The sequence below is a fragment of the Vibrio sp. Isolate33 genome (assembly GCF_022397895.1).
In the GTDB taxonomy this organism is placed as follows: Bacteria; Pseudomonadota; Gammaproteobacteria; order Enterobacterales; family Vibrionaceae; genus Vibrio; species Vibrio pomeroyi.
In genome coordinates this window covers 22,921-48,679 of the sequence record NZ_JAKEUP010000021.1, presented here as the reverse complement: position 1 = coordinate 48,679, position 25,759 = coordinate 22,921, and the positions used below count along the sequence as shown (strand labels likewise).

Below are 25,759 nucleotides of genomic sequence, written 5' to 3'. Positions count from 1 at the left end.
GCGCCTTATTTAGCTAGGTCGTCAAGTTTGATTTGAAGCGTTTGGCTAGCATCAACTGCTTGCTGTGCTTCTGTGTAAGCACTGTATGCTGCGTCAGTGTCGCCTTTACGAAGTGAAATATCACCGCGTAATTCAGCAACACGGCCTTTCCAAGATTCGTCTGTCATTGCCGCAAGGTCAGTCAATGCTGCGTCAAATTCGCCTTGCTCAGCTTTGATACGTGCAACACGGTAAGTAAGTAGTGGCGCAAGTGCCGCGTCCTTAGTTGCCGATTTTGCCCACTCTAGCTGTTCAAGTGCCGCCGCTAGATCGCCTGCTTGTACTTGTACTTTTGCTAGTTGCATAGCAGCAAGTACTGAGTACTCAGCGTCTTTGTTCGCGTCGATGAAAGCTTGAATATCAGATTGAGCATCAACGCCCTTAACATCAAGAGCTGAAATTACAGAGGTGTAGCTTTCTGAAGCTGCTTCACGCGCTTCAACTACTGAATCTTGGTAATAGCGCCAGCCAAATAGGCCACCTAAACCAATAACCGCACCAAAGATTACGGCTTTACCGTTCTCTTTCCACCAATCTTTAATGGCTTCAACCTGTTGCTCTTCGCTATCGTAAAGTTCCACTTCCTGTCCTCTTTAAATTCTTTAAACGCCAGCATAGTGCTGACGTTAGTATTCATTATGAGCGTTTGCTCAAGGGCTAATTAGATTAGCGCAGCAACTTTCTCTGCAACTTCCGTTTGAGACACGGTTTCTTGCTCGCCGCCAACCAAATCTTTTAGCACTACTGTATTGTCAGCAACTTCGTTCTCACCAAGTACAAGCGCTACAACAGCACCTACTTTGTCAGCACGTTTAAATTGCTTCTTGAAGTTACCACCACCGAAGTGGTTCATTACACGCACGCCTTCAACGGTGTCGCGTAATTGATTCGCTAACTGCATGCCCGCGATCATCGTACCTTCGCCAGCAGCAACTACGTAAACATCAACGCTACGGCGAACTTCTGTTAGCTCTAGCGTTTCCATCATCAGAACCAGACGCTCTAGACCCATCGCGAAACCAACTGCATTGGTTGCTTTGCCGCCCAGTTGCTCAACAAGACCATCGTAACGACCGCCGCCACATACTGTACCTTGTGCACCAAGGCTGTCAGTGATCCACTCAAATACAGTGCGGTTGTAGTAATCCAGGCCACGTACTAGACGTTCATTAACTTGGTATTCGATACCAACTGCGTCAAGAAGTTCACACAAACCAGCAAAATGTTGCTTCGATTCTTCACCTAGATATTCAGATAGTCGAGGTGCGTCACCTAAGATAGCTTGAACGTCTGGGTTCTTAGTATCTAGTACACGAAGCGGGTTGGTGTGCATACGACGTTTGCAGTCTTCATCTAGCACATCGATGTGTTGCTCAAGGAAAGCCACTAACGCAGTGCGGTAGCTTACGCGATCTTCTTGAGAACCGATTGAGTTCAGCTCTAGGCGAACGTGCTTATCGATACCTAGTTCACGCCATAGACGTGCTGTCATCATGATAAGTTCTGCGTCTACGTCTGGACCGTCTAGGCCAAACACTTCCACACCACATTGGTGGAATTGACGGTAACGACCTTTTTGAGGACGCTCGTGACGGAACATTGGACCCATGTACCATAGGCGCTGTTCATCACGGTTGATAAGGCTGTTTTGAATACATGAACGTACACAACCTGCTGTGCCTTCTGGACGTAGCGTTAGGCTATCGCCATTACGGTCATCAAAGGTGTACATTTCTTTAGAAACAACGTCAGTCTCTTCACCAACCGCACGGCTAAATAGGTTCGTTTCTTCAACGATAGGCATACGTACTTCGTTGTAACCGTATGCGCTCACCACGTTTTTAACTGCGCTTTCTACTTTCTGCCACAGTGGTGATTGAGTTGGAAGGCAGTCGTTCATGCCTCGAATTGCTTGGATATTTTTAGCCACAGTATTTATTCCGTAATTTCTCACGACCAGGTGTTAGTGCGAATAGACAATCACACCCCATCGCGTTGTATTAATCTTCTAAGTTTTCTACATCAATGCGATTTGCTTTATCAAGCACTGACGCTTTTGCTCGGATCTTCGCTTCAAGCTTGTCGACAAGGTCATCGTTGTCAAAACGCTCTTTCTGACGCTTACCGTCTTCGTAGAAGGCACTCTTACGTGCACTACCCGCTAAACCTAAGTGAGACACTTCAGCTTCACCAGGGCCGTTAACCACACAACCGATGATTGATACATCCATTGGGGTGATAACGTCTTCTAGGCGCTCTTCAAGGGCATTAACGGTGTTAATAACATCGAACTCTTGACGAGAACAGCTTGGACACGCAATGAAGTTGATGCCACGCGAGCGAATGCGCAAAGATTTAAGAATATCAAAGCCAACTTTGATCTCTTCAACTGGATCAGCGGCTAGCGAGATACGTAGCGTATCGCCGATACCTTCAGAAAGAAGCATACCTAAACCAACAGAAGACTTAACTGCACCAGCACGTGCACCACCTGCTTCGGTGATACCAAGGTGAAGTGGTTGATCAATCTGCTTAGCCAGCAAACGGTAAGAACCGACGGCTAGGAATACGTCAGAAGCCTTAACGCTGACTTTAAATTGATCAAAGTTCAGACGGTCTAGGATATCTACATGACGCATTGCTGATTCAACAAGTGCTTCTGCTGTAGGTTCTGTGTATTTCTCTTGGATCTCTTTTTCAAGAGAACCGCCGTTAACACCAATACGAATCGGAATATTCATATCGCGTGCACAATCAACAACAGAGCGGATACGGCTTTCGTTACCGATGTTACCTGGGTTGATACGCAGACAGTCAACGCCGTACTCTGCCACTTTAAGAGCAATACGGTAGTCGAAGTGAATGTCAGCAACCAAAGGAACAGAGACCTGCTGCTTGATTAGCTTAAAGGCTTCAGCCGCATCCATAGTCGGTACAGATACGCGAACGATATCAGCGCCAACTTTTTCCAAAGCTCGAATTTGAGCAACGGTCGCGGCTACATCTGTTGTTCTTGTGTTGGTCATGGATTGCACAGCAATTGGTGCACCATCACCGATCGGCACATCACCCACATAAATACGGGTTGATTTGCGACGAATAATAGGAGATTCGTGTTGCATATTAACTCTAAGGTAAGGTTATTCTGGCTACTTTGCCTGAAGTATACCCAGAAAGGTCGACAGGTTCACTTGCAAATGTCATTGATACGCCCTCTGGCGCACCTAGAATCACTTTATATGGCGCAGTTCCTGATAGATTTAATGACTGACCTGCTTTTTTGATGCCAGTCGACAGGGTTTTACCTGTTGCATCTTTTACTTGGATCCAGCAATCAGCAGAAAACTGCATCACTAACTCGTTCGCTACAGCTTCAGGAGCAGCGTCTGCTTCAACCGCTTTTGGCTCAGCAGAAACTACTGCTGCAGTTTCTGTTGCTGATTGTGCGTCAGTCTCATCAGCTTGCGTTAACGCCTCTGAAATGTCTGCCGCGTCACTGATTGCAGTAAGGCCTTCAGTGTCTTCGATAACAGAAGCAGCAGCGTCGTTTTGTTCCGCTTCAATCACTTCTAAAGAAGCAAACTCAGGATCAAGAGACTCTTCTACTGTGAGCTCTTCTGAGCTTTCAGTATTCACGAGAGATTGAGATAGCGTGTCTTGTTGTTGGTTCTGCCACCACCAAAGTGAAGAGATACCAGCAATCACAGCAAAAATGCTCCAAGTAAGGATCATAATTCGGCTGTTGTGCTTCTCGGTTTTTGTTTTACGAGAAAAGCTCAGCATTTCTTGCTCTTGATGTTGAGCATCACCAGCGTGATGAAGCGCGCTCAGCACCACTTTTTCATCAAGATTGACGTATTTCGCGTATGAACGAATGTAACCACGCATGAACGTTGCGACTTGGTCTGATTCGAATTGGTTTTCTTCAATTTGCTGGATCAACGTAATACGAAGTTTCAGGCGGTCTGAAATCTGCTTTTGCGTTAAACCAAGAGATTCGCGCTTGTTCTTAAGCAGCGTTCCCGCTTCTAAAGCAGGAGCAATCGTTTCTTGCGTTTGTGTTTCGTGTTCTGTGTTCATAGAGAGTGAACTTCTAAAGTATTATCGCAGGTTGACGAGAGCGGTTTTTATTGTCGTTTAAGCTCAATCTAACAACCCACTTTATGTGGAATTTTTCCTGTTACCTAAATCATCAACCCTTAAAGACGAACGTCACGCATAGTGTTATGGGTGACCTTCTCAGGAAGCTAGTTTATCAAGTAGCCAACCTAAATAGACATATTGATGATCAGTAGCAAGCGAGCACTTAAATTAATTTAAGATTAGTTAATCATAAGCTAATGCCATTACAAGGCAAAAACACTTTAAACAAAATTTACCGTCAGCTCATGGTTTTGTCCAAAATTTGACGAAAAATGTAAGAAAGCGTGGGCAAGAAGTCCAAAAATAGAAAAACCATACCCCAGAAAAGCAACAAGCCAGAAGTAAGACTTCTGGCTTGTTTAAGTTTAATTAGCGTTTTATACCGCTTTTACTTCAATCACACCACCGGCAATCAAGTTCGCTTCTGAGGCTGCTTTGATCATTTTGGTGCGTTTGGTTCTATCAATCACATCACCAACTAACTGACCACATGCGGCATCAATATCATCACCACGAGTCTTACGAACGGTTACTGTGTAGTTGTATTCCATCAGCGTTTTTTGGAAGCGGTCAATACGAGAATTGCTTGGCTTCTTGTATGGCGAACCCGGGTAAGGGTTAAATGGAATCAGGTTGATCTTACATGGCGTATCTTTCATTAACTCAGCAAGTTCACGAGCGTGGTCCATATCGTCATTCACATGATCCAATAGCACGTACTCAACCGTTACTTTACCGCGGTTAGCATTTGAAGATGCAATGTAACGACGAACAGACGCTAGGAAGTCTTGAATATCCCAACGATCGTTGATTGGCATGATTTGGCTACGAAGTTCATCGTTTGGCGCGTGTAGAGAAATAGCCAGTGCCACATCGATGTTGTCAGTCATTTGGTCAAGGCCAGAAACAACACCAGAAGTTGATACAGTTACACGACGCTTAGACAGTGCAAAGCCTAGGTCATCAAGCATGATTTCTAATGATGGCATTAGGTTCTTCATGTTCAATAGAGGCTCACCCATACCCATCATTACGACGTTAGTAATTGGACGACGACCTGTTTCTTTCTCTAGGCCGATTTCGCGAGATGCACGCCAGATTTGGCCAACAATCTCTGAAACTTTTAGGTTACGGTTAAAGCCTTGTTGAGCTGTAGAGCAGAACTTACATTCAAGTGCACAACCAACCTGTGAAGATACACACAGCGTCGCACGGTCGCCATCTGGGATGTATACCGTTTCAACGTCTTGGTCGCCAACGCTCATCGCCCATTTAATTGTGCCATCTGAAGAGTGTTGAGCTTCAGAAACAACAGGTGCAACAATCTCACAACGACGTTGAAGTTTTTCACGCAGTTTTTTGTTGATGTTGTTCATCTGTTCGAAGTCATCGACACCGAAGTGATAAATCCACTTCATCACTTGCTCTGCTCGAAACGCTTTCTCATTCAGTTCTTCTGTGAAAAATTTACGAAGACCTTTACGATCAAAATCGAGTAGATTGACTTTAGCTGTGGTCATGATGCCTCTCAATGACGGAACAATAATTAAGGGCGCGAATTGTACAGGCTTTACGCAACTTCAACAAGCACTGTAAAACCCTGTGTTTATTAAGACATTCAAACTTAAGCGATTAAAAATTGCACAATTGTATTTATCGGCTTGAGATTACCCAATCTAAAGAAAAGATTCCCGATTACACTCCTCTGTCGCTTTCGGGAATGACGTAAATAATCTCCAACAGCTCGGTAAGATTTACTACGAGATTGTAGCCCCCGCAATTCATCGTCACCAGGTCACGAGTTCCTCAAAGCCCGTCATTCCAGAACCGAGGAACGAGGTATCTGGAATCACCAACAGCTAACAGAGATTCCCGCTTGCGCTCCTTCGTCACTTTCGGGAATGACGTGAAGACTTCCTCACTAACTTTCCGTTCATCGCCACGCGGTCGTGATACCCCAAACACCTCGTCATTCCAGAACTGAGGGACGAGGTATCTGGAATCTCCAACAGCAAACAGAGATTCCCGATTACACTCCTCCGTCGCTATCGGGAATGACGACTAAGTTGATTCTCAAGAACGCAAAGTCTACTTACAAAAAAGGCCTCACCGAAGTGAAGCCTTTAGAATGATTTGCTGTGCCGATTATTGAGCTGGACGCGGGCAAATTTCAGATTCTGGGAAGAAGAATTCGATTTCGCGAGCTGCAGACTCAGGGCTGTCGCTGCCGTGTACTGAGTTGTAACGCATGCTGATTGCGTAGTCAGCACGAATAGTGCCGCACGCCGCTTCTTCTGGGTTAGTTTTACCCATAAGTTCACGGTAACGAGCGATTGCGTTTTCGCCTTCAAGTACTTGAACCATGATAGGACCAGAAGTCATGAACTCTTTTAGCGGACCAAAGAATTCTTTACCTTCATGTTCTGCGTAGAAGCCACTCGCTTGCTCTTCAGTTAGACGAACCATTTTAGCAGCAATAATTTCTAGGCCTGCTTTTTCGATACGGTGGTAGATTTCACCAACAAGGTTACGCTTAACTGCATCTGGCTTAACAATTGAGAACGTTCTTTCTAGAGCCATAGGGATTCCTTCACTTCATTTTTTTGTTATTAAATACTGAAATTACTGAGATCTTTCGATCTGAGCTTTAGGAATGAGCGGCACCGAAATACCGCTCACTCTTATTATTATTTTGCTTGGTCAACAAGAAGACGAGCCAGTGTGCGAACACCCATACCCGTTGCGCCTGCAGCCCATTTATCACTTGCTGATTTACGGTAAGTACCCGCGCAATCCATGTGAATCCAACCTTTTTTGTAGTCATCTACGAAGTAAGAAAGGAACGCAGCTGCTGTACTTGCACCCGGCGTGTAATCGCCCGTGCTGATGTTTGAAAGATCAGCAAAGTTTGAAGGCAACATACCACGGTGGAAATCGGCAAGAGGCAATGGCCATAGGCCTTCTTTCTCTTGGTTTGCCGCTGTTAGCGCTTGGTGAGACAACTCATCATCGAAACTTAGTAGTGCGTGATAATCGTTACCCAGTGCATTCTTAGCAGCGCCAGTTAGCGTTGCACAGTCGATGATAAGCTCAGGGTTTTGTGCGCTTGCGTACATCAAGCCATCAGCTAGAACTAAACGTCCTTCTGCATCGGTGTTCATGATCTCAACTGTCTTACCATTTTTGTAAGTAATGATGTCGCCAAGCTTCAATGCCCGACCAGAGATCATGTTCTCTGCACAACATAGGATAAGCTTGATACGCTTGTTCAGGCCGCGTTCAATCGCTAGACCCAAGCCACCAGTAATCGTTGCTGCTCCGCCCATGTCAGCCTTCATTGCTGTCATGAATTGACCTGGCTTGATGCTGTAACCGCCTGAGTCAAAAGTAATACCTTTACCCACTAGACATGCAAACACGGGTGCGTTTTCGTCACCTGTTGGGTTGAAATCCAGTTGTAGCATTGCTGATGTACGCTCAGAGCCACGGCCTACCGCATAGATGCCTTCCCAACCTTCAGTTAGGAGATCTTTGTCTTTAACGATTTTTGCTTTTACTGTGCCCGCTGGCGCCACTGATTTGATGTATTCAGCAGCCATTGTCGCAAGTTGACGAGGAGCCACTTCTTCAGCAGTTTTGTTGATAATGTCACGCGTCCAATCAGTAGCACGGATGCGAGCTTCTAGCTCAGCTTGGTCGGCTTCTGAAAGTGCATCCCATTCCAATGCATTCTTTTTCTTTGGTCCACGGTAGCCTTGGTAAAAAGCCCAAACGCTTTCTAGATCCCAACCTTCACCACGAAGTGAAACGAATGCGATACCTTGTCCGTCAAGCGTACGACCAGCACGTTGAACTGCGCCTAGATCGTGGCCTTCACCAATGTGAATTGTCGCTCCCGCTTCTGAGAACGATAAAATAGCTCTTGCTCCCCACTGAGGCTGGGCAGCTTCTTGACTTAAAAATACTGACATCTGTGTAGACATGATTTCTCCTTGTCACGAACCACTTTGAGTGTGTGATTCTGATTATTTTTTTATTAGCGCACTGATGTTAGCATTATGTAGGATGAAAATGTCATTTTGATAAAAAAACGGACCATAAGGTCCGCTTTTTTTGGTAAGAATTGTTAACTTGGCTGCGTTTTATATTGGAGTGATTCCAACCCATGACCAAATCATTAGATGAGAGGATTAATCCATCTCATCCATCCAGCACAAAATAATAGCCTCTAAGATTTTTTCATTCGAGTGGTTAGGCTCGTCATCAAACTCTTCAAGGTCTAGCACCCATTGATGCAGATCGGTAAAACGTACCGTTTTAGGATCAGTATCAGGGTACAAATCACATAGCTCAATTGCGATGTCTCGCGAATCAATCCACTTCAAGCTCATAACACTTCCTTATATTTATTAGCGACGCTTGGTCACCTTTATGATCTATATTCTAGGCCAGTTTTGTTAAACCGTTATCTCAGTCATAGCGAAACCACCATGACTGTAGAGAAGTTCTTAGTGATCTTCAGACGCTAGGTTCAATGTGTACTTTGGAATCTCTACTACAAGATCTTCATTAGCCACTTTTGCTTGGCAACCAAGGCGAGATTCCATCTCTAAGCCCCATGCCTTATCTAGCATGTCATCTTCTAGGTCATCACTCTCTTCTAAAGAATCGAAGCCTTCACGAATCACGACGTGACATGTTGTACATGCACACGATTTTTCACATGCGTGTTCAATACCAATACCGGCCTTCAATGCAACATCAAGAACCGTCTCACCAGTTTTTGCTTCTAAAACAGCGCCTTCTGGACATAGATCTTCGTGAGGTAAAACAATAATCTTTGGCATGTTTATCTATTCTCTAACTATTAAATATTATCGACTGACTGACCTGACAGTGCAGCACGAATTGATTTATCCATACGACGAGAAGCAAAGTCTTGGCTCGCTTTGTCGGTATTCTTAATTTCTACTTCAATGGCATCAGCGCTGTCGCCATTACGCACTTCGATGAGTGTTTCAATCGCTTGTAGCAGCTGCTGCTTTTCTTGTTCGTTAAGCAGTTCGTCGCCGTCAGCTTGCATCGCAGCAATAAGGCCTTCGATCACGCGATCCGCTTCTACGCGTTGTTCAGCAAGAGCACGCGCTTGCATGTCTTCTTTTGCGAACGTCATTGAGTCTTTCAGCATGTTCGCAACTTCATCATCGCTTAGGCCGTAAGAAGGTTTAACTTGGATTTCAGCTTGAACACCCGTGCTCTTCTCCATAGCCGTAACCGATAGCAGGCCATCAGCATCAACTTGGTAAGTCACTCGAATATGCGCCGCGCCAGCAGCCATTGGTGGAATGCCTTTTAGAGCAAAACGAGCCAATGAACGACAGTCGTCGACCATCTCACGTTCGCCTTGAACGGTATGCACTGTCATTGCAGTTTGACCGTCTTTGAACGTGGTAAATTCTTGCGCGCGAGCGACAGGGATCGTGGTATTACGAGGGATGATCTTTTCGACCAAGCCACCCATAGTTTCGATACCGAGCGATAAAGGAATAACGTCCAGAAGTAGCATTTCAGAGTCTGGCTTGTTGCCAACTAGAATGTCTGCTTGAATTGATGCGCCAATCGCAACCACTTCATCAGGGTTAATGCTGGTTAACGGCGTGCGACCAAAGAAGTCACCGACCATTTCACGTACAAGCAATGTACGAGTAGAACCACCCACCATCACGACTTCTAGCACTTCGTCAGCGTCAACTTCTGCATCTTTCAAAGCACGACGGCATGAAAGCAATGTTTTCTTCACAAGCGGCTTGATGATCTCTTCAAACTCTTCGCGAGTTAATGAACCAGACCAACCCAACACGTCAACATCAACACTTTCTGCTTCAGATAAACCAATCTTTGCTTCTGTTGCTGCATCAAGAAGAATACGGTTCTGTTCTGCTGTAAGCTCTGATAAGCCCATTTGCTCTTGAAAATGATCAGCTACTAAATGATCAAAGTCGTCGCCGCCTAGTGCAGAGTCACCGCCTGTTGCTAGCACTTCAAAAACACCTTTAGATAGGCGCAAGATAGAGATATCAAACGTACCGCCACCTAAGTCGTAAACCGCGATAACGCCCTCTTTACCTGAATCCAAACCGTAAGCAATCGCTGCCGCAGTAGGTTCATTAAGAAGACGTAACACGTGGAGACCAGCAAGTTGTGCCGCGTCTTTCGTACCTGCACGCTGTGCATCATCGAAGTACGCAGGAACGGTAATCACAGCACCAGATAGCTCGCCACCTAATGTAGACTCAGCACGTTGACCTAGCGCTCGCAGAATGTCTGCAGATACTTGAATTGGGTTCTTGTTGCCTTGTTCTGTGCGAATCACAGGCAGACCATTATCACTTTCTTCAAACTGATATGGCAGAGACGGGTATCGCTGTTGGATATCTGACAATGAACGACCGATTAATCGCTTCACCGAGATAATGGTATTTTTAGGATCAGTCTGTGCATTTGCACGAGCTTCATCACCAGTCGTGTGCGACTCTGACGTATAGTGAACAACGGAAGGCAGAATACTGCGACCTTGTTGATCAACGAGCGTGCTCGCCTCACCACTGCGCACTGCCGCAACCAATGAGTTTGTTGTACCTAAATCAATACCCACAGCAAGCTTGTGCTGGTGAGGAGCGGCGCTTTGCCCTGGTTCTGCAATCTGAAGTAGTGCCATGGATGTGTCCTTGTTATACGAACTAGCCGATCAGACGATCTTCAACTAATTCGATTTCATTCTTTAATTTTGCAATAAACTTAAGCTTTCTTACTCGGTCTGCAGCTTCTAACCAAGCTTCGCTGTCGAGTTCTTGTTGGATAGCGCTTAATTGTTGTTTATACATTTTGCTAACCTTTCCTTCAAATGCAAACAATGCATCTTCAGGATCAGAACTGTCGGCGATGTCTTCAAGCTCTTCACGCAATTCCATTTGCTCCATTAGGAACATTGGATCTTGCATGGTCTGCTGCTCGCCGCGAATATCCTCACCATGTTGCACTAACAGGTATTCAGCTCGGCTGATTGGATTCTTCAACACCTGGTACGCATCGTTAATTTGCGCAGCTTTTTGCACGGCTAATAGGCGATCACGCTCAGAAGCTGTGGCAAATTTATCAGGGTGGAATTGGCGTTGCAGATCTCTAAACTGAGAAGAAAGAAGGCTACCATCCAGTTGAAACTGAAGTGGTAGCCCAAATAATTCGAAATGATTCATGTAACGGTGGTCCTAAGTTTAGGCTCTTTAAACAGAGCCTAATTTTATTCTTCGCTCACTATAAACGCTCAACGATTGAGGCGTTTATACATTGAAGCTCTCACCACAACCACATTCGCCTTTCGCGTTCGGGTTGTTGAATTCAAAACCTTCGTTTAGGCCTTCTTTTACGTAATCAAGCTCAGTACCGTCTAGGTAAACTAGGCTCTTTGGATCAATGATGACCTTAACACCTGAATGCTCGAACACTTCGTCTTCTTCGTTAAGCTCGTCGACGAATTCCAGTACATACGCCATACCTGAACAGCCAGTAGTTTTTACCGCTAAGCGCAACCCGATACCTTTACCTCGGTTATCTAGGAAAGCTTGAACTCGGCTTGCTGCCGTATCTGTCATGGTGATGGCCATACTACAACCTTGTGTTTTATATAAATTGAGAACTCAGGGGGAGCACAAAGGATGCTCCCAAATATTACTTTTTTGAAGTGATTACCTTGTAGAAGCGATTAGTGCTTCTTTTTGTAATCCGCAACTGCTGCTTTGATTGCATCTTCAGCAAGAATTGAACAGTGAACTTTCACTGGTGGCAACTCTAGTTCTTCTGCAATTTCAGAGTTTTTGATAGCCGCTGCTTCATCAATGCTTTTACCTTTAACCCACTCAGTTACTAGTGAGCTAGAAGCGATTGCGCTACCGCAACCGTAAGTCTTGAATTTTGCGTCTTCAATAATACCTTCTGCAGATACTTTGATTTGCAGTTTCATTACGTCACCACAAGCTGGTGCGCCAACCATGCCGCTACCTACACTTGGGTCTTCTTTATCAAACGAACCTACGTTACGTGGGTTTTCGTAGTGATCAATTACTTTTTCGCTATATGCCATGATAGTTACCTCGAATCCTCTATTTCCGTGAGATTAGTGATGAGCCCACTCAACAGTGTTCAAATCAATCCCTTCTTTATACATATCCCATAGAGGAGACATGTCGCGTAATTTGTTTACCGCTACACGAATTTGTGCAATCGCGTAGTCGATTTCTTCTTCCGTTGTGAAACGGCCGAATGAGAAACGTACTGAGCTGTGTGCCAGTTCATCGTTCAGACCAAGAGCACGAAGAACGTATGAAGGCTCTAGGCTTGCTGATGTACATGCAGAACCTGATGATACCGCTAGGTCTTTTAGAGACATAAGCAGAGACTCACCTTCAACGAAAGCAAAGCTCACGTTTAGGTTGTGTGGTACACGTTGGTCTAAATCACCGTTTACCGTTACCGCTTCTAGATCTTGAACACCTTTCAATAGGCGCTCACGAAGTGCTAGTGCGTGATCGTAATCTTTCTGCATGTCTTGCTTAGCAACAGCACAAGCTTCGCCCATACCCACGATTTGGTGAGTAGCAAGCGTACCTGAACGGAAACCACGCTCATGACCGCCGCCGTGCATTTGCGCTTCAAGACGAATACGTGGCTTACGACGAACGTAAAGTGCACCGATACCTTTAGGGCCGTACATTTTGTGAGCTGAAAGTGAGATTAGATCAACTTTCATCTCTTGCACGTCTAGTGGGATTTTGCCCGCAGACTGAGCCGCATCAACGTGGAAGATGATCTTGCGTGAACGACATAGTTCGCCGATTGCAGAGATATCTTGGATTACACCAATCTCGTTGTTAACGTGCATGATAGAAACTAGAACAGTATCTTCACGCATTGCAGCTTGTAGCTTGTCTAGATCGATGATGCCGTTTGCTTCTGGCTCAAGGTAAGTTACCTCAAAACCTTCACGCTCTAGTTGGCGACATGGATCAAGAACCGCTTTATGTTCTGTTTTGCACGTAATTACGTGCTTACCTTTCTTCTCGTAAAAGTGCGCTGCACCTTTAATCGCAAGGTTATCTGACTCTGTAGCACCTGAAGTGAAAACAATTTCACGTGGGTCTGCATTTAGTAGGTCAGCAATTTGCTCACGAGCATTATCTACTGCTTCTTCTGCCTGCCAGCCGTAACGGTGTGAACGAGATGCAGGGTTACCGAAGTTACCGTCCATCGTCATGCACTGAACCATTTTCTCAGCAACTCGTGGATCGACTGGGCATGTAGCTGAATAGTCAAAGTAAATAGGCAGTTTCATTTTCTACTCCAATGTAAAAACTGACCGCTAAGAGCGGGCATTAACACCGTGAGGTGCTGCACTAATCGTTGTAGTGCTCGTATTTTTATGTGCAAAACCATTATTAACCGCAAGATCGATATCTTGACGATCAGAAATTTCTAAAACTTCGTTATCTTTCATTAGCTCACCGAGTGTAATGTCGTTTAAGAAGCTGCTGATTCGGGAGCTTAAATCACGCCATAGAGTGTGAGTTAAACAACGACTACCACCTTGGCAATCTGCTCGACCGTGACACTTAGTCGCATCTACTGATTCGTCTACTGCTGCAATCACAGTTCCAACAGCGATGTCGCTCGCTTCAGCACCTAAACGGTAACCACCACCAGGGCCGCGAACACTAGCAACTAAGCCAGCTTTACGTAACTTAGAAAAAAGTTGCTCTAAGTAAGATAACGAGATGCCTTGTCGCTCTGAAATATCAGCCAGAGGAACTGGGCTTTTTTGCGAATGCAGTGCTACATCTAGCATAGCTGTTACCGCATATCTTCCTTTAGATGTAAGTTTCATATCACACCGTATCCACATTGTTTATGTGGTTGGAATCTTCCCATACCCGACTAAATTGGTCAAGTATTTAGTTGACTATTTTAGTCAGGTATTCACCCTTAACTATTGTATGGGCTTTATTTGTCGTTTTTGCTCTTCTCAATCGAAGTCAAAATACCGCGAAGTGTGTTGATTTCTTGGAGTTCTGGACGAGCACGGCTAAATAGACGACGTAACTTGTTCATTACCTGACCCGGCTTATCCTTAGAGATAAATTGGGTATCGATGATCACTTTTTCAAGGTGTTCATAGAACATTTCTAGTTCGTCGTGACGTGGGTACTCATCTTGTTGCTGTGGCTGATATTGACTAGCGACCATATCAAGGTGCGCAACACGTACTTCGTAGCTGAGTGTCTGTACTGCCATTGCTAGGTTTAGCGAGCTGTATTCTGGGTTAGCTGGAATACATACATGGTAGTGACACTTCTGCAGTTCATCATTAGTTAAGCCAGTACGCTCACGACCAAAGACTAATGCTACTGGGTGCTTCTGACCTTCAACCGCAAACTTTTCACCACATTCACGAGGCTCAAGCATTGGCCATTCAAGCGTACGAGAACGAGCACTTGAACCCACAACCAAACCGCAGTCTTTTACTGCTTCTTCAAGAGTAGAAACAATCGTCGCGTTTTCTGCGATGTCACCTGCACCAGCAGCCAGTGCTAAGGTCTGCTCGTCAACTTCACATTGAGGGTCTACAAGAACTAATTGACTCAAACCCATCACTTTCATTGCGCGAGCTGCTGATCCGATATTTCCCGAATGAGACGTACCAACCAGAACGACTTTTACATTGTCTAACATGCTATATGACACCACTTTAAAAATAATCGCGAGATATTAACACATAGCAAAGTAAAATGGTCAGACCCTTCGCGGAATGTGAAACCAAGAGTTCAAAAAATAACCACTTCCCTTTTGGTAAAACTTTGGTATACTCGCCGCCGCTTTAAATTGTTCTTTAACATCTTGTGGGAAAAACCATATGCATCCAATGCTAAACATTGCGATACGCGCTGCGCGTAAAGCTGGCAACCATATTGCTAAATCTCTAGAAACAACTGATAAGATCGAAACGTCTCTAAAAGGTAACAACGATTACGTTACTAACATTGCTCAAGAAGCTGAGTACATGATCATTGAGACAATCAAAGCATCTTACCCAGAGCACAGCATTATTTCTGAAGAGAAAGGCCTGACTGAAGGTAAAGACTCTGACGTACAATGGATCGTTGACCCACTAGATGGCACCAACAACTTTGTAAAAGGTTTCCCTCACTTCTCTGTATCTATCGCTGTTCGCATGAACGGTCGTACAGAAGTTGCTTGTGTTTATGACCCAATGCTAAACGAGCTATTCACAGCTCAACGTGGCGCTGGCGCTCAACTTAACAACGCTCGTATGCGTGTGACTCAACTTAAAGACCTTCAAGGTACTGTTCTAGCGACTGGTTTCCCATTCAAGCAAAAACAACACTCTGAATCTTTCATGAAGATCATCTCTGGTCTATTCATCGACTGTGCTGACTTCCGTCGCACTGGTTCTCCAGCTCTTGACCTATGTTACCTAGCAGCTGGCCGTGTTGATGGTTACCTAGAACTAGGCCTTAAGCCATGGGATCTAGCAGCTGGCGACCTAATCGCTCGTGAAGCTGGTGCTATCATGACTGACTTCGCTGGCGGTACTGATTACATGACTTCTGGTAATGTTGTTGCTTCAAGCGCACGTGGTGTTAAGTCTATTCTTAAGCACGTTCGTGAGAACGCTAACGAAGGTATGCTGAAGTAATTCAGGCCTTACGTTAAAGCTCCCTGTTTCAAGGGAGAGCAGAAATTCCAAAGCCTCGCAATCGCGGGGCTTTTTCGTATCTGCGATTCCAAGATGCGAGATGCGAGATGCGAGATGCGAGATGCGAGATGCGAGATGCGAGATGCGAGATGCGAGATGCGAGCAGAATATCGCTTATGACATTAAGTGCAACTCACCTCGACTGCAATTTTTAGAGATTTCCTACAAAATGCAGGCATAAAAAAACCGCTAGTTGCCTAGCGGTTTTTTTGGTTTAGCAAAACTTGTTAAGCCAAGGCCTAAGGCATTTCGTCAAACTCTTCACCTTCTTTTTCCACTTGTGGTGGCATTAGGTGCTCACGCGTAATACCCAACTTCATAGCTAGTGCAGATGCAACGTAGATAGAAGAGTAAGTACCAACCGTAATACCCAATAGAAGTGCAGTTGCGAAGCCGTGAATCATAGCGCCGCCCTGAACGAACAGTGCGATAACTACGAATAACGTGGTACCAGAAGTGATCAATGTACGGCTCAATGTTTGTGTGATTGAGCTGTTCAGTACTTCAGGAGCTTCACCCTTACGCATCTTACGGAAGTTCTCACGGATACGGTCGAATACAACGATGGTATCGTTGAGGGAGTAACCGACTACCGTTAGCAAGGCTGCTACGATGGTAAGGTCTACCTCAATTTGCATTAGAGAGAACACACCAAGTGTGATGATAACATCATGCGCAAGTGCTAATACCGCACCCGCTGCCAAACGCCATTCAAATCGCACTGATACGTAGATCAAGATACAGATAAGAGAAACTAGGATAGCAAGGCCACCAGCTTCTGTTAATTCATCACCCACGTTAGGACCAACGAACTCAATACGACGCATTTCAACTTGCTCACCAGTACCGCTCTCAATAGCAGAAAGGATCTGGTTACCAAGTGTCTCGCCCGCTACGCCATCACGTGGACGTAAACGAACCATTACATCACGAGCTGAACCGAAGTTCTGTACTGTTGCATCACCAAAGCCTTCGGCTTCTAGTGCACTTCGGATATCAGGAAGGTGTGCTGGTTGTTCAAAGCCAACTTCAATCAGAGTACCGCCAGTAAAATCTAGACCCCAGTTCAACGATTTCGTTGTTAGGGTGAAGATAGCAGTACCAATCATCAAGATAGAAAAAACAAAGGCAACCTTTGACCAACGCATAAAGTCGATCATTTTGTCTGCTTTTAGAATCTGAAACATATTAATTCCTAGCCTTAGATCGACAGTTTTTTAACGCGTTTGCCGCCATACATCAGGTTCACGATACAACGTGTTCCGACAATAGCTGTAAACATTGAAGTCAAGATACCGATAGACAGCGTTACCGCGAAGCCTTTAATCGCACCAGTACCCACAGCAAATAGAATGATTGCTGTTAGTAGTGTGGTGATGTTGGCATCGGCGATTGTGCTGAATGCGTTCGCGTAACCTTGGTGAATTGCTTGTTGTGGACTGCGTCCATCTCGAAGCTCTTCACGTATACGCTCAAAGATCAGAACGTTCGCATCGACCGCCATACCGACCGTTAATACGATACCGGCAATACCTGGCAGAGTCATTGTAGCCCCCGGAATCATCGACATCACACCGATAATCAACACCAAGTTAGCCATTAGTGCAACGTTCGCAATCAGACCAAAGCTACGGTAGTAAAGCAGCGTAAATAACATAACTGCAGCCATACCCCAAACCATCGCCATGATACCCATATCGATGTTTTGCTGACCCATAGATGGACCAATCGTACGTTCCTCTACAATCGAGATAGGTGCAATCAGAGCACCAGCACGAAGTAGAAGTGCCAAGTTATGAGCTTCAGCTGTTGAATCGATACCAGTAATACGGAAATTACGACCAAGTGCAGACTGAATCGTCGCTTGGTTAATCACTTCTTCGTGCTTACTTAAGATCACTCGGCCTTCAGGTGTTTTACGACCGCTGTCTTTGTACTCTGCGAATACCGTTGCCATTAGCTTACCGATATTTTGACGAGAGAACGCTGACATCTTGCTACCACCTTCGCTGTCTAGCGAGATGTTAACTTGAGGACGACCATATTCATCAACACTTGAACTTGCATCAGTAATACTTGAACCGCCTAGGATAACGCGTTTCTTAAGTACCACAGGGCGACCATCACGATCTTGCTTGATTTCGCTGCCCGCAGGGGCACGACCAGAAGCGGCAGCGGCTAAGTCAGCACTGCTATCTACTTCACGGAACTCAAGTGTCGCCGTCGCACCAAGAATTTCTTTAGCACGAGCCGTGTCTTGAACACCAGGCAATTCCACTACGATACGGCTAGCGCCTTGACGTTGAACCAAAGGTTCAGCAACACCAAGCTCGTTCACACGGTTACGTAGAATAGTAATGTTTTGCTCTACCGCATAATTGCGGATTTCTTGAAGACGAGTCTCTGTGAAGCTAGCAACCAAAGAAAAACGACCGTTAGATTCAGAATCTACAAACGTCATGTCTTGGTGCTTAGATTGCAGTAGCGATTTCGCTTCAGCAAGTTGCTCTGCGTTACGTAGAATCACTTCAACCGCATCTTTACCAGATGGGCGAATCGCACGGTAACGGATTTTTTCTTCACGAAGTTCGCTACGGAACGCTTCTTCTTGTTGGCCCACCAGCTTTTGCATCGCAGCGTCCATATCCACTTCCATCAAGAAGTGAACACCACCACGTAGGTCAAGACCAAGCTTCATTGGTGCAGCACCAATAGATTCAAGCCAATCAGGAGTTGAAGCCGCTAAGTTTAAAGCAACGATTACGTCTTCATCTAATGCTTCAGTGATGACATCACGAGCACTAATTTGAGAGTCTGTATCGTTAAAGCGAACAAGAATGGAACCGTTTTCTAGAGCAACGGATTTAGTAGAAAGGTTTTCAGCTTCAAGAGCATTGGTGACAGCATCCAGCGTAGACATATCTACAGAGGCGCCACGCGCCCCTGTAACTTGAACTGCCGGATCTTCACCGTATATATTCGGAAGTGCGTACAACGCAGCGATGGCGATAGTAAACACCACCATCAGGTACTTCCATAACGGGTAACGGTTTAGCACAGCGAGGATCCTCTAGCTGTTTATAGAGATTTCAGAGTACCTTTTGGTAGCACTGCTGTAACGAAGTCTTTCTTGATAACTACTTCGTTGTTTGCATTCAGTTCGATAGCAACGTAGTCGCTGTCTTCTGCAATCTTAGTGATCTTGCCGATTAGGCCGCCGCTTGTAAGAACTTCATCACCTTTGCCCATAGAAGACATAAGGTTCTTGTGCTCTTTAACACGCTTAGCTTGTGGACGGTAGATCATGAAGTAGAAGATCACAGCGAACATACCTAGCATGATAAGCATTTCGAAACCGCCGCCTGCTGGTGCACCTTCTGCTGCTGCGTGAGCTTGAGAAATAAACATTTAAAACATCCTCTATTTATATTTTCGTAATTGTTTGTCTAATTGGGTTGCATCCCTTTATTTTCAAGCCCCATCACTCGGAAGAGAGATAGGGCTCGCAAAAAAGAAATACTAAGATTCTTTACCTAGTGGTGGCACTTCACGCCCCATTCTTGCGTAGAACTCTGCAACGAACTCTTCAAAGCGGTCTTCATCGATAGACTGACGAATGTCTGACATTACTCGTTGGTAGAAACGCAGGTTATGAATCGTGTTCAGTCGAGCACCTAGGATTTCGTTACAACGATCCAAATGGTGTAAGTACGACTTGCTGTAGTTCTTACAAGTGTAACAGTCACACTCTGAATCTAGTGGTGTTGTATCGGTTTTATGCTTCGCATTACGGATCTTGATCACACCTTCAGTCACAAACAGGTGGCCGTTACGTGCATTTCGCGTTGGCATTACACAGTCAAACATGTCGATACCACGACGAACACCTTCAACTAGGTCTTCTGGTTTGCCTACGCCCATTAGGTAACGTGGCTTATCTTCAGGCAGTTGAGGACATGTGTGCTCAAGAATACGGTGCATATCTTCTTTTGGTTCGCCTACTGCTAGGCCGCCAACTGCGTAACCGTCAAAACCAATTTCAGTTAGGCCCTTAACAGATACATCACGAAGGTCTTCGTACACACCACCTTGAACGATACCAAATAGTGAATTCGGGTTTTCAAGTTTGTCGAAGTGGTTACGTGAACGCTCAGCCCAACGAAGAGACATCTCCATTGAGTCTTTTGCTTCTTTGTGTGTCGCTGGGTAAGGCGTACACTCGTCAAAGATCATTACGATGTCTGAACCTAAGTCTTTTTGGATTTCCATAGACTTCTCAGCGTCCATGAAGATCTTGTCACCGTTTACAGGGTTACGGAAGTGAACACCCTCTTCAGTGATCTTACGCATTGCACCTAGGCTGAATACTTGGAAGCCGCCTGAATCAGTCAGGATAGGACCGTGCCAGTTCATGAAATCGTGCAAGTCACCGTGCATCTTCATGATTTCTTGACCAGGACGTAGCCATAGGTGGAATGTGTTACCTAATAGAATTTCAGCGCCTGTGTCTTTCACTTCTTCAGGTGTCATACCTTTTACAGTACCGTAAGTACCTACAGGCATGAATGCTGGGGTTTCAACGGTACCGCGTTCAAACTGAAGTTGACCACGACGTGCGCCGCTATTAGTTTTTTTAAGTTCGTATTTTAATTTCACGAAGCCTCCAATATGCCAGAGAAACAATCTGACTGTTAATTCAGAACCTTAAGCCAAACAAAAGTTCAGTCCAGTGGGTTCTATGAGGAGCGGTCGCGTATTCCTTGCGAGAGATTAGACAGACACCCTGCCCGACTCCTAGCTTACTGCTAGCACCCGTAAATTCTTATGTATATCGTTTATAACTAGCTTAAATCAGCTTGTTTTCTTATTGATGAACATGGCATCACCGTAGCTGAAGAAACGATACTCGCTCTTCACTGCGTGATCGTATGCGCCCATCACATTGTCGTAACCTGCAAATGCACTCACCAACATAATCAGCGTTGATTCTGGTAAGTGGAAATTGGTAATCAAGCAATCCACCAACTGGTATTCGTAACCAGGGAAGATAAAGATTTCAGTGTCACCGAAGAATGGAACTAACTCTGTGCCTTTCTTCAATGCATCTTGCGCTGCGCTCTCTAAAGAACGAACCGATGTTGTACCAACGGCAATAATGCGTCCGCCACGCGCTTTTGCAGCCGCCACGGCATCAACCACTTCTTGCGGCACTTCAACGTACTCAGCATGCATGTGGTGGTCATTGATGTTGTCTACTTTAACGGGCTGGAATGTACCGGCGCCAACGTGAAGCGTCACGTAGGCAAACTCAACACCTTTCTCTTTCATGTCTGCCATTAGCTTGTCATCAAAATGAAGACCCGCTGTTGGAGCGGCAACCGCACCTGGCTTCTCATTATAGACGGTCTGGTAACGCTCTTTATCTGCGTCTTCATCTGGACGATCAATATAAGGAGGTAGCGGCATATGACCAACACTGTTAAGAATCTCTAAAACGCTTTGGTCAGATGTGAAATGGATTTCAAATAACGCATCATGTCGCGCCACCATTTCAGCTTCATACTCATCGTTCTCACCAAGGAATAATTTAGTGCCCGGCTTAGGTGATTTAGAACAACGAACATGCGCTAGAATACTTTTCTCATCAAGCATACGCTCAACCAGCACTTCAAGCTTACCGCCTGATGCCTTGCGACCGAATACACGAGCAGGAATCACGCGCGTATTATTAAAAACAACAAGATCGCCTGGCTCAACCAAGTCTAAAACGTCTTTAAACGAACCATCTGTCAGGTTGCCATTATTGCCGTCTAATTTAAGCAGGCGGCTTGCTGTACGCTCTTCTTGAGGGTAGCGAGCAATAAGTTCATCTGGTAGGTCAAAGTGAAAATCTGAAACTTGCATGTGTCTAGTCTTGTCTTAGTTGATGAGATTTGTGCTGTTGACGAATAATAAATCGTTGTCGCTAATCAATCGTTACAGTAAGTAAACTGATACCGTAAACAAAGCGCAAACACGACTAAAAATTTCGCAGTGGGCTAGTATAGGCACACGAGCCGCAATAGCAAGGTTTACAGCTATGGATTATTGTAAAGAGGCGTAAAATAATGCTACCGATTAACCGCTTCAAGTTAGAGAATTAGTTGCATAAAACTCCCTCAAAAATGCGCCAGCTCTCAGTTATTTATTGGATAAAAAACTATAGTGATAGCAACAAATAAAAAATAAGGAGGTTCGTATGATCAAGGTTGAAGATATGATGACTCGCAACCCTCATACTCTATTGCGCTCACACTCACTGGCCGATGCTAAGCACATGATGGAAGCGCTTGATATCCGCCATATCCCAGTCGTCGATGCCGACAGAAAGCTGCTTGGTGTGGTTACTCAGCGAGATGTTCTCGCAGCTCAAGAATCAAGCCTACAAAACATCCCACAAGCTCAATCTTTTACCCTTTCAACACCACTCAACGACATCATGCACAAAAGCGTCATGTCGGTAGAACCACGTGCTGGATTAAAAGAGTCAGCTATTTATATGCAGAAACACAAAGTGGGCTGTTTACCTGTCGTCGATAACCACGAACTAGTCGGTATCATCACGGACAGCGACTTCGTCACAATCGCGATTAACTTGCTAGAGCTACAGGAAGAAGTAGAACCGGAAGAGGCTGAAGTAGAGTAGAACTCGAAAGCCATAAAAAGAGCCTCATAAAACGATGAGGCTCAAAGTTAGGTTATTTATGTTGTTATAAAGGACCAGATTCGCCGCTGCAAATTGAGGCACGTCGAGCCTTCAGGTTGTGCTGCACTATCACTTGGATATCATCAATCGCTTCAGTTTCAACAATGTCACCATATTCGTCACCTAACTGAAGAGACAACCTCCACCCTGAAGCTGCTACACTTCTCTCTTTAAATGAATAAGTTGGGTTAAGGAGCTCTTTATTATCATGATAGCCAGTCATGATATTAGCGCTCATATGCTGTTTAAAACTGCTTTTAGATACAACACCGTTATTGGAAATATCTGAAAAACGTGTTGAATAGGGAATCAAATCTTCTTTAAGCCCTTCGCCATCATCAGTTAACATTCCTGGAATACGACTACGCATGTAGTTATTACCACCATAAGTAAGAAGTGCGCGAGTTGCAGATTCACCCGATATGTCATAATTGATTGCAAGGTTAATCGAAATCCCGTCAATTTTATCTGAGTAATTCCCAGCAACTTCTAAACACATCACATCATCTTCGTTGCCAAGTATCGGGCCATGAAAAAGGTTCGTTTTAGGAAAGTGTTTCACGGTACTGAACTCTACAGTTAACCATTTATCAAAGCCAAAGTTACGAGAAAGCAGCTTTAACTTTGCGTTAAACGCTTCATCTGCAGTCAACATATCTCCGCTACCATCAGGAGCAGGGTAGTAAATGGTTTTCCCACCATGATTATCGATGTAACCAAAAACATGTTCCTTTAGGGAAATAACATCCGTCACTTTCTGGCCGAATGGCGTATACCTCTTATCGTCAAAACGCTTTAATGCATCTAAGTAAGCGGTTGATTGCTGTGTATCTTGGAGCTTAAACACAAAGTTTTTATCAAAACCCTCAAGGCGATCATAAAACGACTCCTGCCATTTATACTCAAGTGCTTGTACAGCATAAAAAAGCCATTCTTGAAGGTTAGAGAACTGTGATTCAGCTCGAGATGTTTCAACGGTCAACGCACTGAAATTCAGCGGATTAGCATAAGAGCGTTCAGATTTAAGATGTTCATTTTGTCCTATTTGAGCAACCAAACGTTGAGCTTCTGCACTAAAGGCTACCAATCTATCGGCATCATCAACTAAATTAGAAAGCGACTTAGCCATATCAGCTTTAGCAGTTTCTAGCTCTAACGTTAGTTCCTTAATCCGACCTTCTGTAAAGACATCTAATTGCTCTGCTCGTAAGCCTTTGATTCTTGAGCGCTCGAGCAAAGCCAACTTCTGAATATATAATTCAGCTTCAATGGAGCTTCCCTTCAAAGCGCCTTGTAAGCTTTCAATTGCAGAAAATGTCGATGACAAGTCGGTGGAACCGATATCATTCAAAAAGCGACCTAAGGTATCAAGAGAGCGCTTAACTTCTTCGGAAGACAGCACTGAATTCATATCCAAAGTCGACTTTTGGCTTTCATCAATTAAGCTTTTGAAAGGAATATCATTGAGACCCAACTTAACCGTAATCTCACCGATCGCATTGTTAACATCCTTATCTTGCTCAATACGTTCAATTTCTTTCGATATGTTTTTCAACACCTCACTATGAAGTCTATAGGCTCGTTCAACTTCGGTCTTTGTAGCTTGAACGCTTTTCAACTGGTAGCCAATTAAGCTTCCTTGACGTTGACTCTCGGTCTGCTCTTTACAAGGTCTAACATCCGAGTCGACCGAACATCCGAGTAAAGTAAACAATCTTGCCTTTAATCGGTCATTTTCTTGAGCGAAGTTTCGTGTAAATGAATCCAATTGGTAGTGGTAATCAACACGCTCTTTTTGAGCTTTATTCAATGAATATTCTAATGAGTGTGACATCCCACCTAACACTTTTTCCAAAGACTCGAATGAGCTGTTCCCAATATTATCTTGCGAGTTGTAATCAGGCATCAACAAAACAAAATCATCAGGCAGCCCTAAATAGTTAGCTCCACCTTCGAGCCAGTTGGCTACAGATTTCAAATCAACAATGTTGCCTTTAAATTTATCAAGCTCAGAGGACAACATTATATGGGTATAGGAATCAGCGCCTAACAAACGACGTAGCTCCTTCTCTTTTAAAGAAACTCGCTCAAGCAGTGAGCTTGCTTCATATGCAAGCTTAGATTCTTTCTCTGCAGAGCTCGCCGATACTGCCTTTAATTTACTGAGTTGTAATTGCTGAGACAATAACTCATTCATTAACTGATAAGCTAATAAAGCATCTTTATAACCTGTAATTAAAAGGTCTTCTTGATATACAGGTAATGACTGCCCTTTGTCATTTAGGTATCGAGCGCTTTTCACATCACGAAATGGCTGCGAACTAGCAAATGTTTGAGGGTGGTTTTCGATCAACTTCCAATAGCTATCAAAAGCATTTAATAGAATATCGAAAGATTGTTGACGGTATTTTTCTACAGTTGAAGTGCTCGCTTGCTCAATCCACTGTATTCTAGCTTGGTCAGTAGAACGATTAGCCAAAATAAAATCGGCTGTAGCGCGATCATAATAAATATCAAAAAGTACCGCTTCTAAACCTTCCATGTCGGAAGTTTCGATAACGAGGTTTTCAATAGTTTCAACTGCATCGTCAGCTTGACGTTTTTCTGCAATACCCCATAAAGAATCGAAAGGTGCTCCTTCTCTAACTTCAGATAGTGCAACGATAATCTCGCCACTTTTTGGATCGAGAGTAAACATACGTTCCAAATAACGAAAAGCTGTTAAGTCCTTATTTTCAATATTTTTGGCATACTGAGGATACAATTTCGATAAAGTTTCTTCGATGACTGTATGCTGATTAGAAAGTTGAGGTAGGGTTGACCAACAAGGTTCACCTTCAATAAATTCCTGATAACAATTTCGCTCTAAATTTACCTCATCGAACAAATCGTTCCCGTTTTTATCACCTGAAGCATTAGCCATTCCTGACAATAAGAAGAAGGGTGCAACGAGCCCTACCAAACGTTGTTTAGTATCATTCATAATTATTCTTTTGATTTTATTT

The 25,759-nt window shown here is 44.5% G+C and carries 24 protein-coding genes; 2 read left to right on the top strand and 22 right to left on the bottom strand.

Annotated elements, in window-relative coordinates:
* Positions 1-5: 5 nt before the first annotated feature.
* From L1D37_RS21040 to trmJ, 16 genes are all read right to left on the bottom strand, one after another.
* Positions 6-620: a YfgM family protein gene (locus L1D37_RS21040; RefSeq protein WP_017062513.1), complete on the bottom strand. Its 615-nt coding sequence runs from the start codon at positions 618-620 to the stop codon at positions 6-8.
* A gap of 80 nt (positions 621-700) precedes the next feature.
* The gene (gene hisS / locus L1D37_RS21035; protein WP_017062514.1) at positions 701-1,969 is read right to left on the bottom strand and encodes a histidine--tRNA ligase; all 1,269 of its coding nucleotides are present in this window, start codon (positions 1,967-1,969) and stop codon (positions 701-703) included.
* A gap of 70 nt (positions 1,970-2,039) precedes the next feature.
* The gene (ispG, locus tag L1D37_RS21030) at positions 2,040-3,161 is read right to left on the bottom strand and encodes a flavodoxin-dependent (E)-4-hydroxy-3-methylbut-2-enyl-diphosphate synthase (RefSeq protein ID WP_017629859.1); all 1,122 of its coding nucleotides are present in this window, start codon (positions 3,159-3,161) and stop codon (positions 2,040-2,042) included.
* Positions 3,162-3,168: 7 nt separating this feature from the next.
* On the bottom strand, positions 3,169-4,119 hold the full coding sequence (gene rodZ, locus L1D37_RS21025; protein WP_239849050.1) for a cytoskeleton protein RodZ: 951 nt from the start codon (positions 4,117-4,119) through the stop codon (positions 3,169-3,171).
* 440 nt (positions 4,120-4,559) lie between these two features.
* Positions 4,560-5,702 (bottom strand): bifunctional tRNA (adenosine(37)-C2)-methyltransferase TrmG/ribosomal RNA large subunit methyltransferase RlmN, encoded by a 1,143-nt coding sequence (locus L1D37_RS21020; RefSeq protein WP_017629861.1) that lies wholly within the window; start codon positions 5,700-5,702, stop codon positions 4,560-4,562.
* A 625-nt stretch (positions 5,703-6,327) separates the two neighbouring features.
* Entirely contained in the window at positions 6,328-6,762 is a 435-nt protein-coding gene (ndk, locus tag L1D37_RS21015) for a nucleoside-diphosphate kinase (protein WP_008222758.1), read from the bottom strand.
* Positions 6,763-6,869: 107 nt separating this feature from the next.
* Entirely contained in the window at positions 6,870-8,165 is a 1,296-nt protein-coding gene (pepB, locus tag L1D37_RS21010; protein ID WP_017629862.1) for an aminopeptidase PepB, read from the bottom strand.
* Between the two features lie 207 nt (positions 8,166-8,372).
* Positions 8,373-8,573, bottom strand: coding sequence for a Fe-S cluster assembly protein IscX (iscX, locus tag L1D37_RS21005; protein WP_004740335.1), 201 nt, complete (start codon positions 8,571-8,573; stop codon positions 8,373-8,375).
* A 117-nt stretch (positions 8,574-8,690) separates the two neighbouring features.
* Positions 8,691-9,029, bottom strand: a complete 339-nt coding sequence (gene fdx / locus L1D37_RS21000; protein ID WP_017629863.1) for an ISC system 2Fe-2S type ferredoxin — start codon at positions 9,027-9,029, stop codon at positions 8,691-8,693.
* Positions 9,030-9,049: 20 nt separating this feature from the next.
* A complete protein-coding gene (hscA, locus tag L1D37_RS20995; protein WP_239849049.1) occupies positions 9,050-10,900 on the bottom strand; it encodes a Fe-S protein assembly chaperone HscA in 1,851 nt (616 codons plus the stop codon).
* Between the two features lie 22 nt (positions 10,901-10,922).
* Positions 10,923-11,438 carry a co-chaperone HscB gene (gene hscB / locus L1D37_RS20990; RefSeq protein WP_017629865.1) on the bottom strand — a complete coding sequence of 172 codons (516 nt, stop codon included), beginning with the start codon at positions 11,436-11,438 and terminating at the stop codon, positions 10,923-10,925.
* An 84-nt stretch (positions 11,439-11,522) separates the two neighbouring features.
* The gene (iscA, locus tag L1D37_RS20985) at positions 11,523-11,846 is read right to left on the bottom strand and encodes an iron-sulfur cluster assembly protein IscA (protein ID WP_010440519.1); all 324 of its coding nucleotides are present in this window, start codon (positions 11,844-11,846) and stop codon (positions 11,523-11,525) included.
* A 98-nt stretch (positions 11,847-11,944) separates the two neighbouring features.
* Entirely contained in the window at positions 11,945-12,322 is a 378-nt protein-coding gene (iscU, locus tag L1D37_RS20980) for a Fe-S cluster assembly scaffold IscU (protein WP_004735094.1), read from the bottom strand.
* A gap of 33 nt (positions 12,323-12,355) precedes the next feature.
* Positions 12,356-13,570, bottom strand: a complete 1,215-nt coding sequence (locus tag L1D37_RS20975) for an IscS subfamily cysteine desulfurase (RefSeq protein ID WP_017629866.1) — start codon at positions 13,568-13,570, stop codon at positions 12,356-12,358.
* 27 nt (positions 13,571-13,597) lie between these two features.
* The gene (gene iscR / locus L1D37_RS20970; protein ID WP_010440512.1) at positions 13,598-14,119 is read right to left on the bottom strand and encodes a Fe-S cluster assembly transcriptional regulator IscR; all 522 of its coding nucleotides are present in this window, start codon (positions 14,117-14,119) and stop codon (positions 13,598-13,600) included.
* A gap of 116 nt (positions 14,120-14,235) precedes the next feature.
* Entirely contained in the window at positions 14,236-14,964 is a 729-nt protein-coding gene (gene trmJ, locus L1D37_RS20965) for a tRNA (cytosine(32)/uridine(32)-2'-O)-methyltransferase TrmJ (RefSeq protein WP_123301608.1), read from the bottom strand.
* A gap of 181 nt (positions 14,965-15,145) precedes the next feature.
* Between trmJ and suhB the strand changes: the two genes are divergently transcribed.
* Positions 15,146-15,949, top strand: a complete 804-nt coding sequence (gene suhB / locus L1D37_RS20960; protein ID WP_017062520.1) for an inositol-1-monophosphatase — start codon at positions 15,146-15,148, stop codon at positions 15,947-15,949.
* A gap of 299 nt (positions 15,950-16,248) precedes the next feature.
* On the opposite strand, the gene secF is transcribed toward suhB, so the two are convergent.
* The 5 genes from secF to queA form a co-directional block, all read right to left on the bottom strand.
* Entirely contained in the window at positions 16,249-17,196 is a 948-nt protein-coding gene (secF, locus tag L1D37_RS20955; RefSeq protein WP_086716169.1) for a protein translocase subunit SecF, read from the bottom strand.
* Between the two features lie 14 nt (positions 17,197-17,210).
* Positions 17,211-19,067: a protein translocase subunit SecD gene (secD, locus tag L1D37_RS20950; protein WP_123309911.1), complete on the bottom strand. Its 1,857-nt coding sequence runs from the start codon at positions 19,065-19,067 to the stop codon at positions 17,211-17,213.
* A 20-nt stretch (positions 19,068-19,087) separates the two neighbouring features.
* Positions 19,088-19,417 carry a preprotein translocase subunit YajC gene (yajC, locus tag L1D37_RS20945; protein WP_010440492.1) on the bottom strand — a complete coding sequence of 110 codons (330 nt, stop codon included), beginning with the start codon at positions 19,415-19,417 and terminating at the stop codon, positions 19,088-19,090.
* 111 nt (positions 19,418-19,528) lie between these two features.
* Positions 19,529-20,665 (bottom strand): tRNA guanosine(34) transglycosylase Tgt, encoded by a 1,137-nt coding sequence (gene tgt, locus L1D37_RS20940; protein ID WP_017056177.1) that lies wholly within the window; start codon positions 20,663-20,665, stop codon positions 19,529-19,531.
* 195 nt (positions 20,666-20,860) lie between these two features.
* Positions 20,861-21,913: a tRNA preQ1(34) S-adenosylmethionine ribosyltransferase-isomerase QueA gene (queA, locus tag L1D37_RS20935; protein ID WP_017629870.1), complete on the bottom strand. Its 1,053-nt coding sequence runs from the start codon at positions 21,911-21,913 to the stop codon at positions 20,861-20,863.
* Positions 21,914-22,247: 334 nt separating this feature from the next.
* Between queA and L1D37_RS20930 the strand changes: the two genes are divergently transcribed.
* On the top strand, positions 22,248-22,694 hold the full coding sequence (locus tag L1D37_RS20930; protein ID WP_017629871.1) for a CBS domain-containing protein: 447 nt from the start codon (positions 22,248-22,250) through the stop codon (positions 22,692-22,694).
* Positions 22,695-22,758: 64 nt separating this feature from the next.
* Here L1D37_RS20930 and L1D37_RS20925 read toward each other — a convergent pair whose 3' ends face one another.
* A complete protein-coding gene (locus tag L1D37_RS20925; protein WP_239849048.1) occupies positions 22,759-25,737 on the bottom strand; it encodes a hypothetical protein in 2,979 nt (992 codons plus the stop codon).
* Between the last annotated feature and the right edge of the window lie 22 nt (positions 25,738-25,759).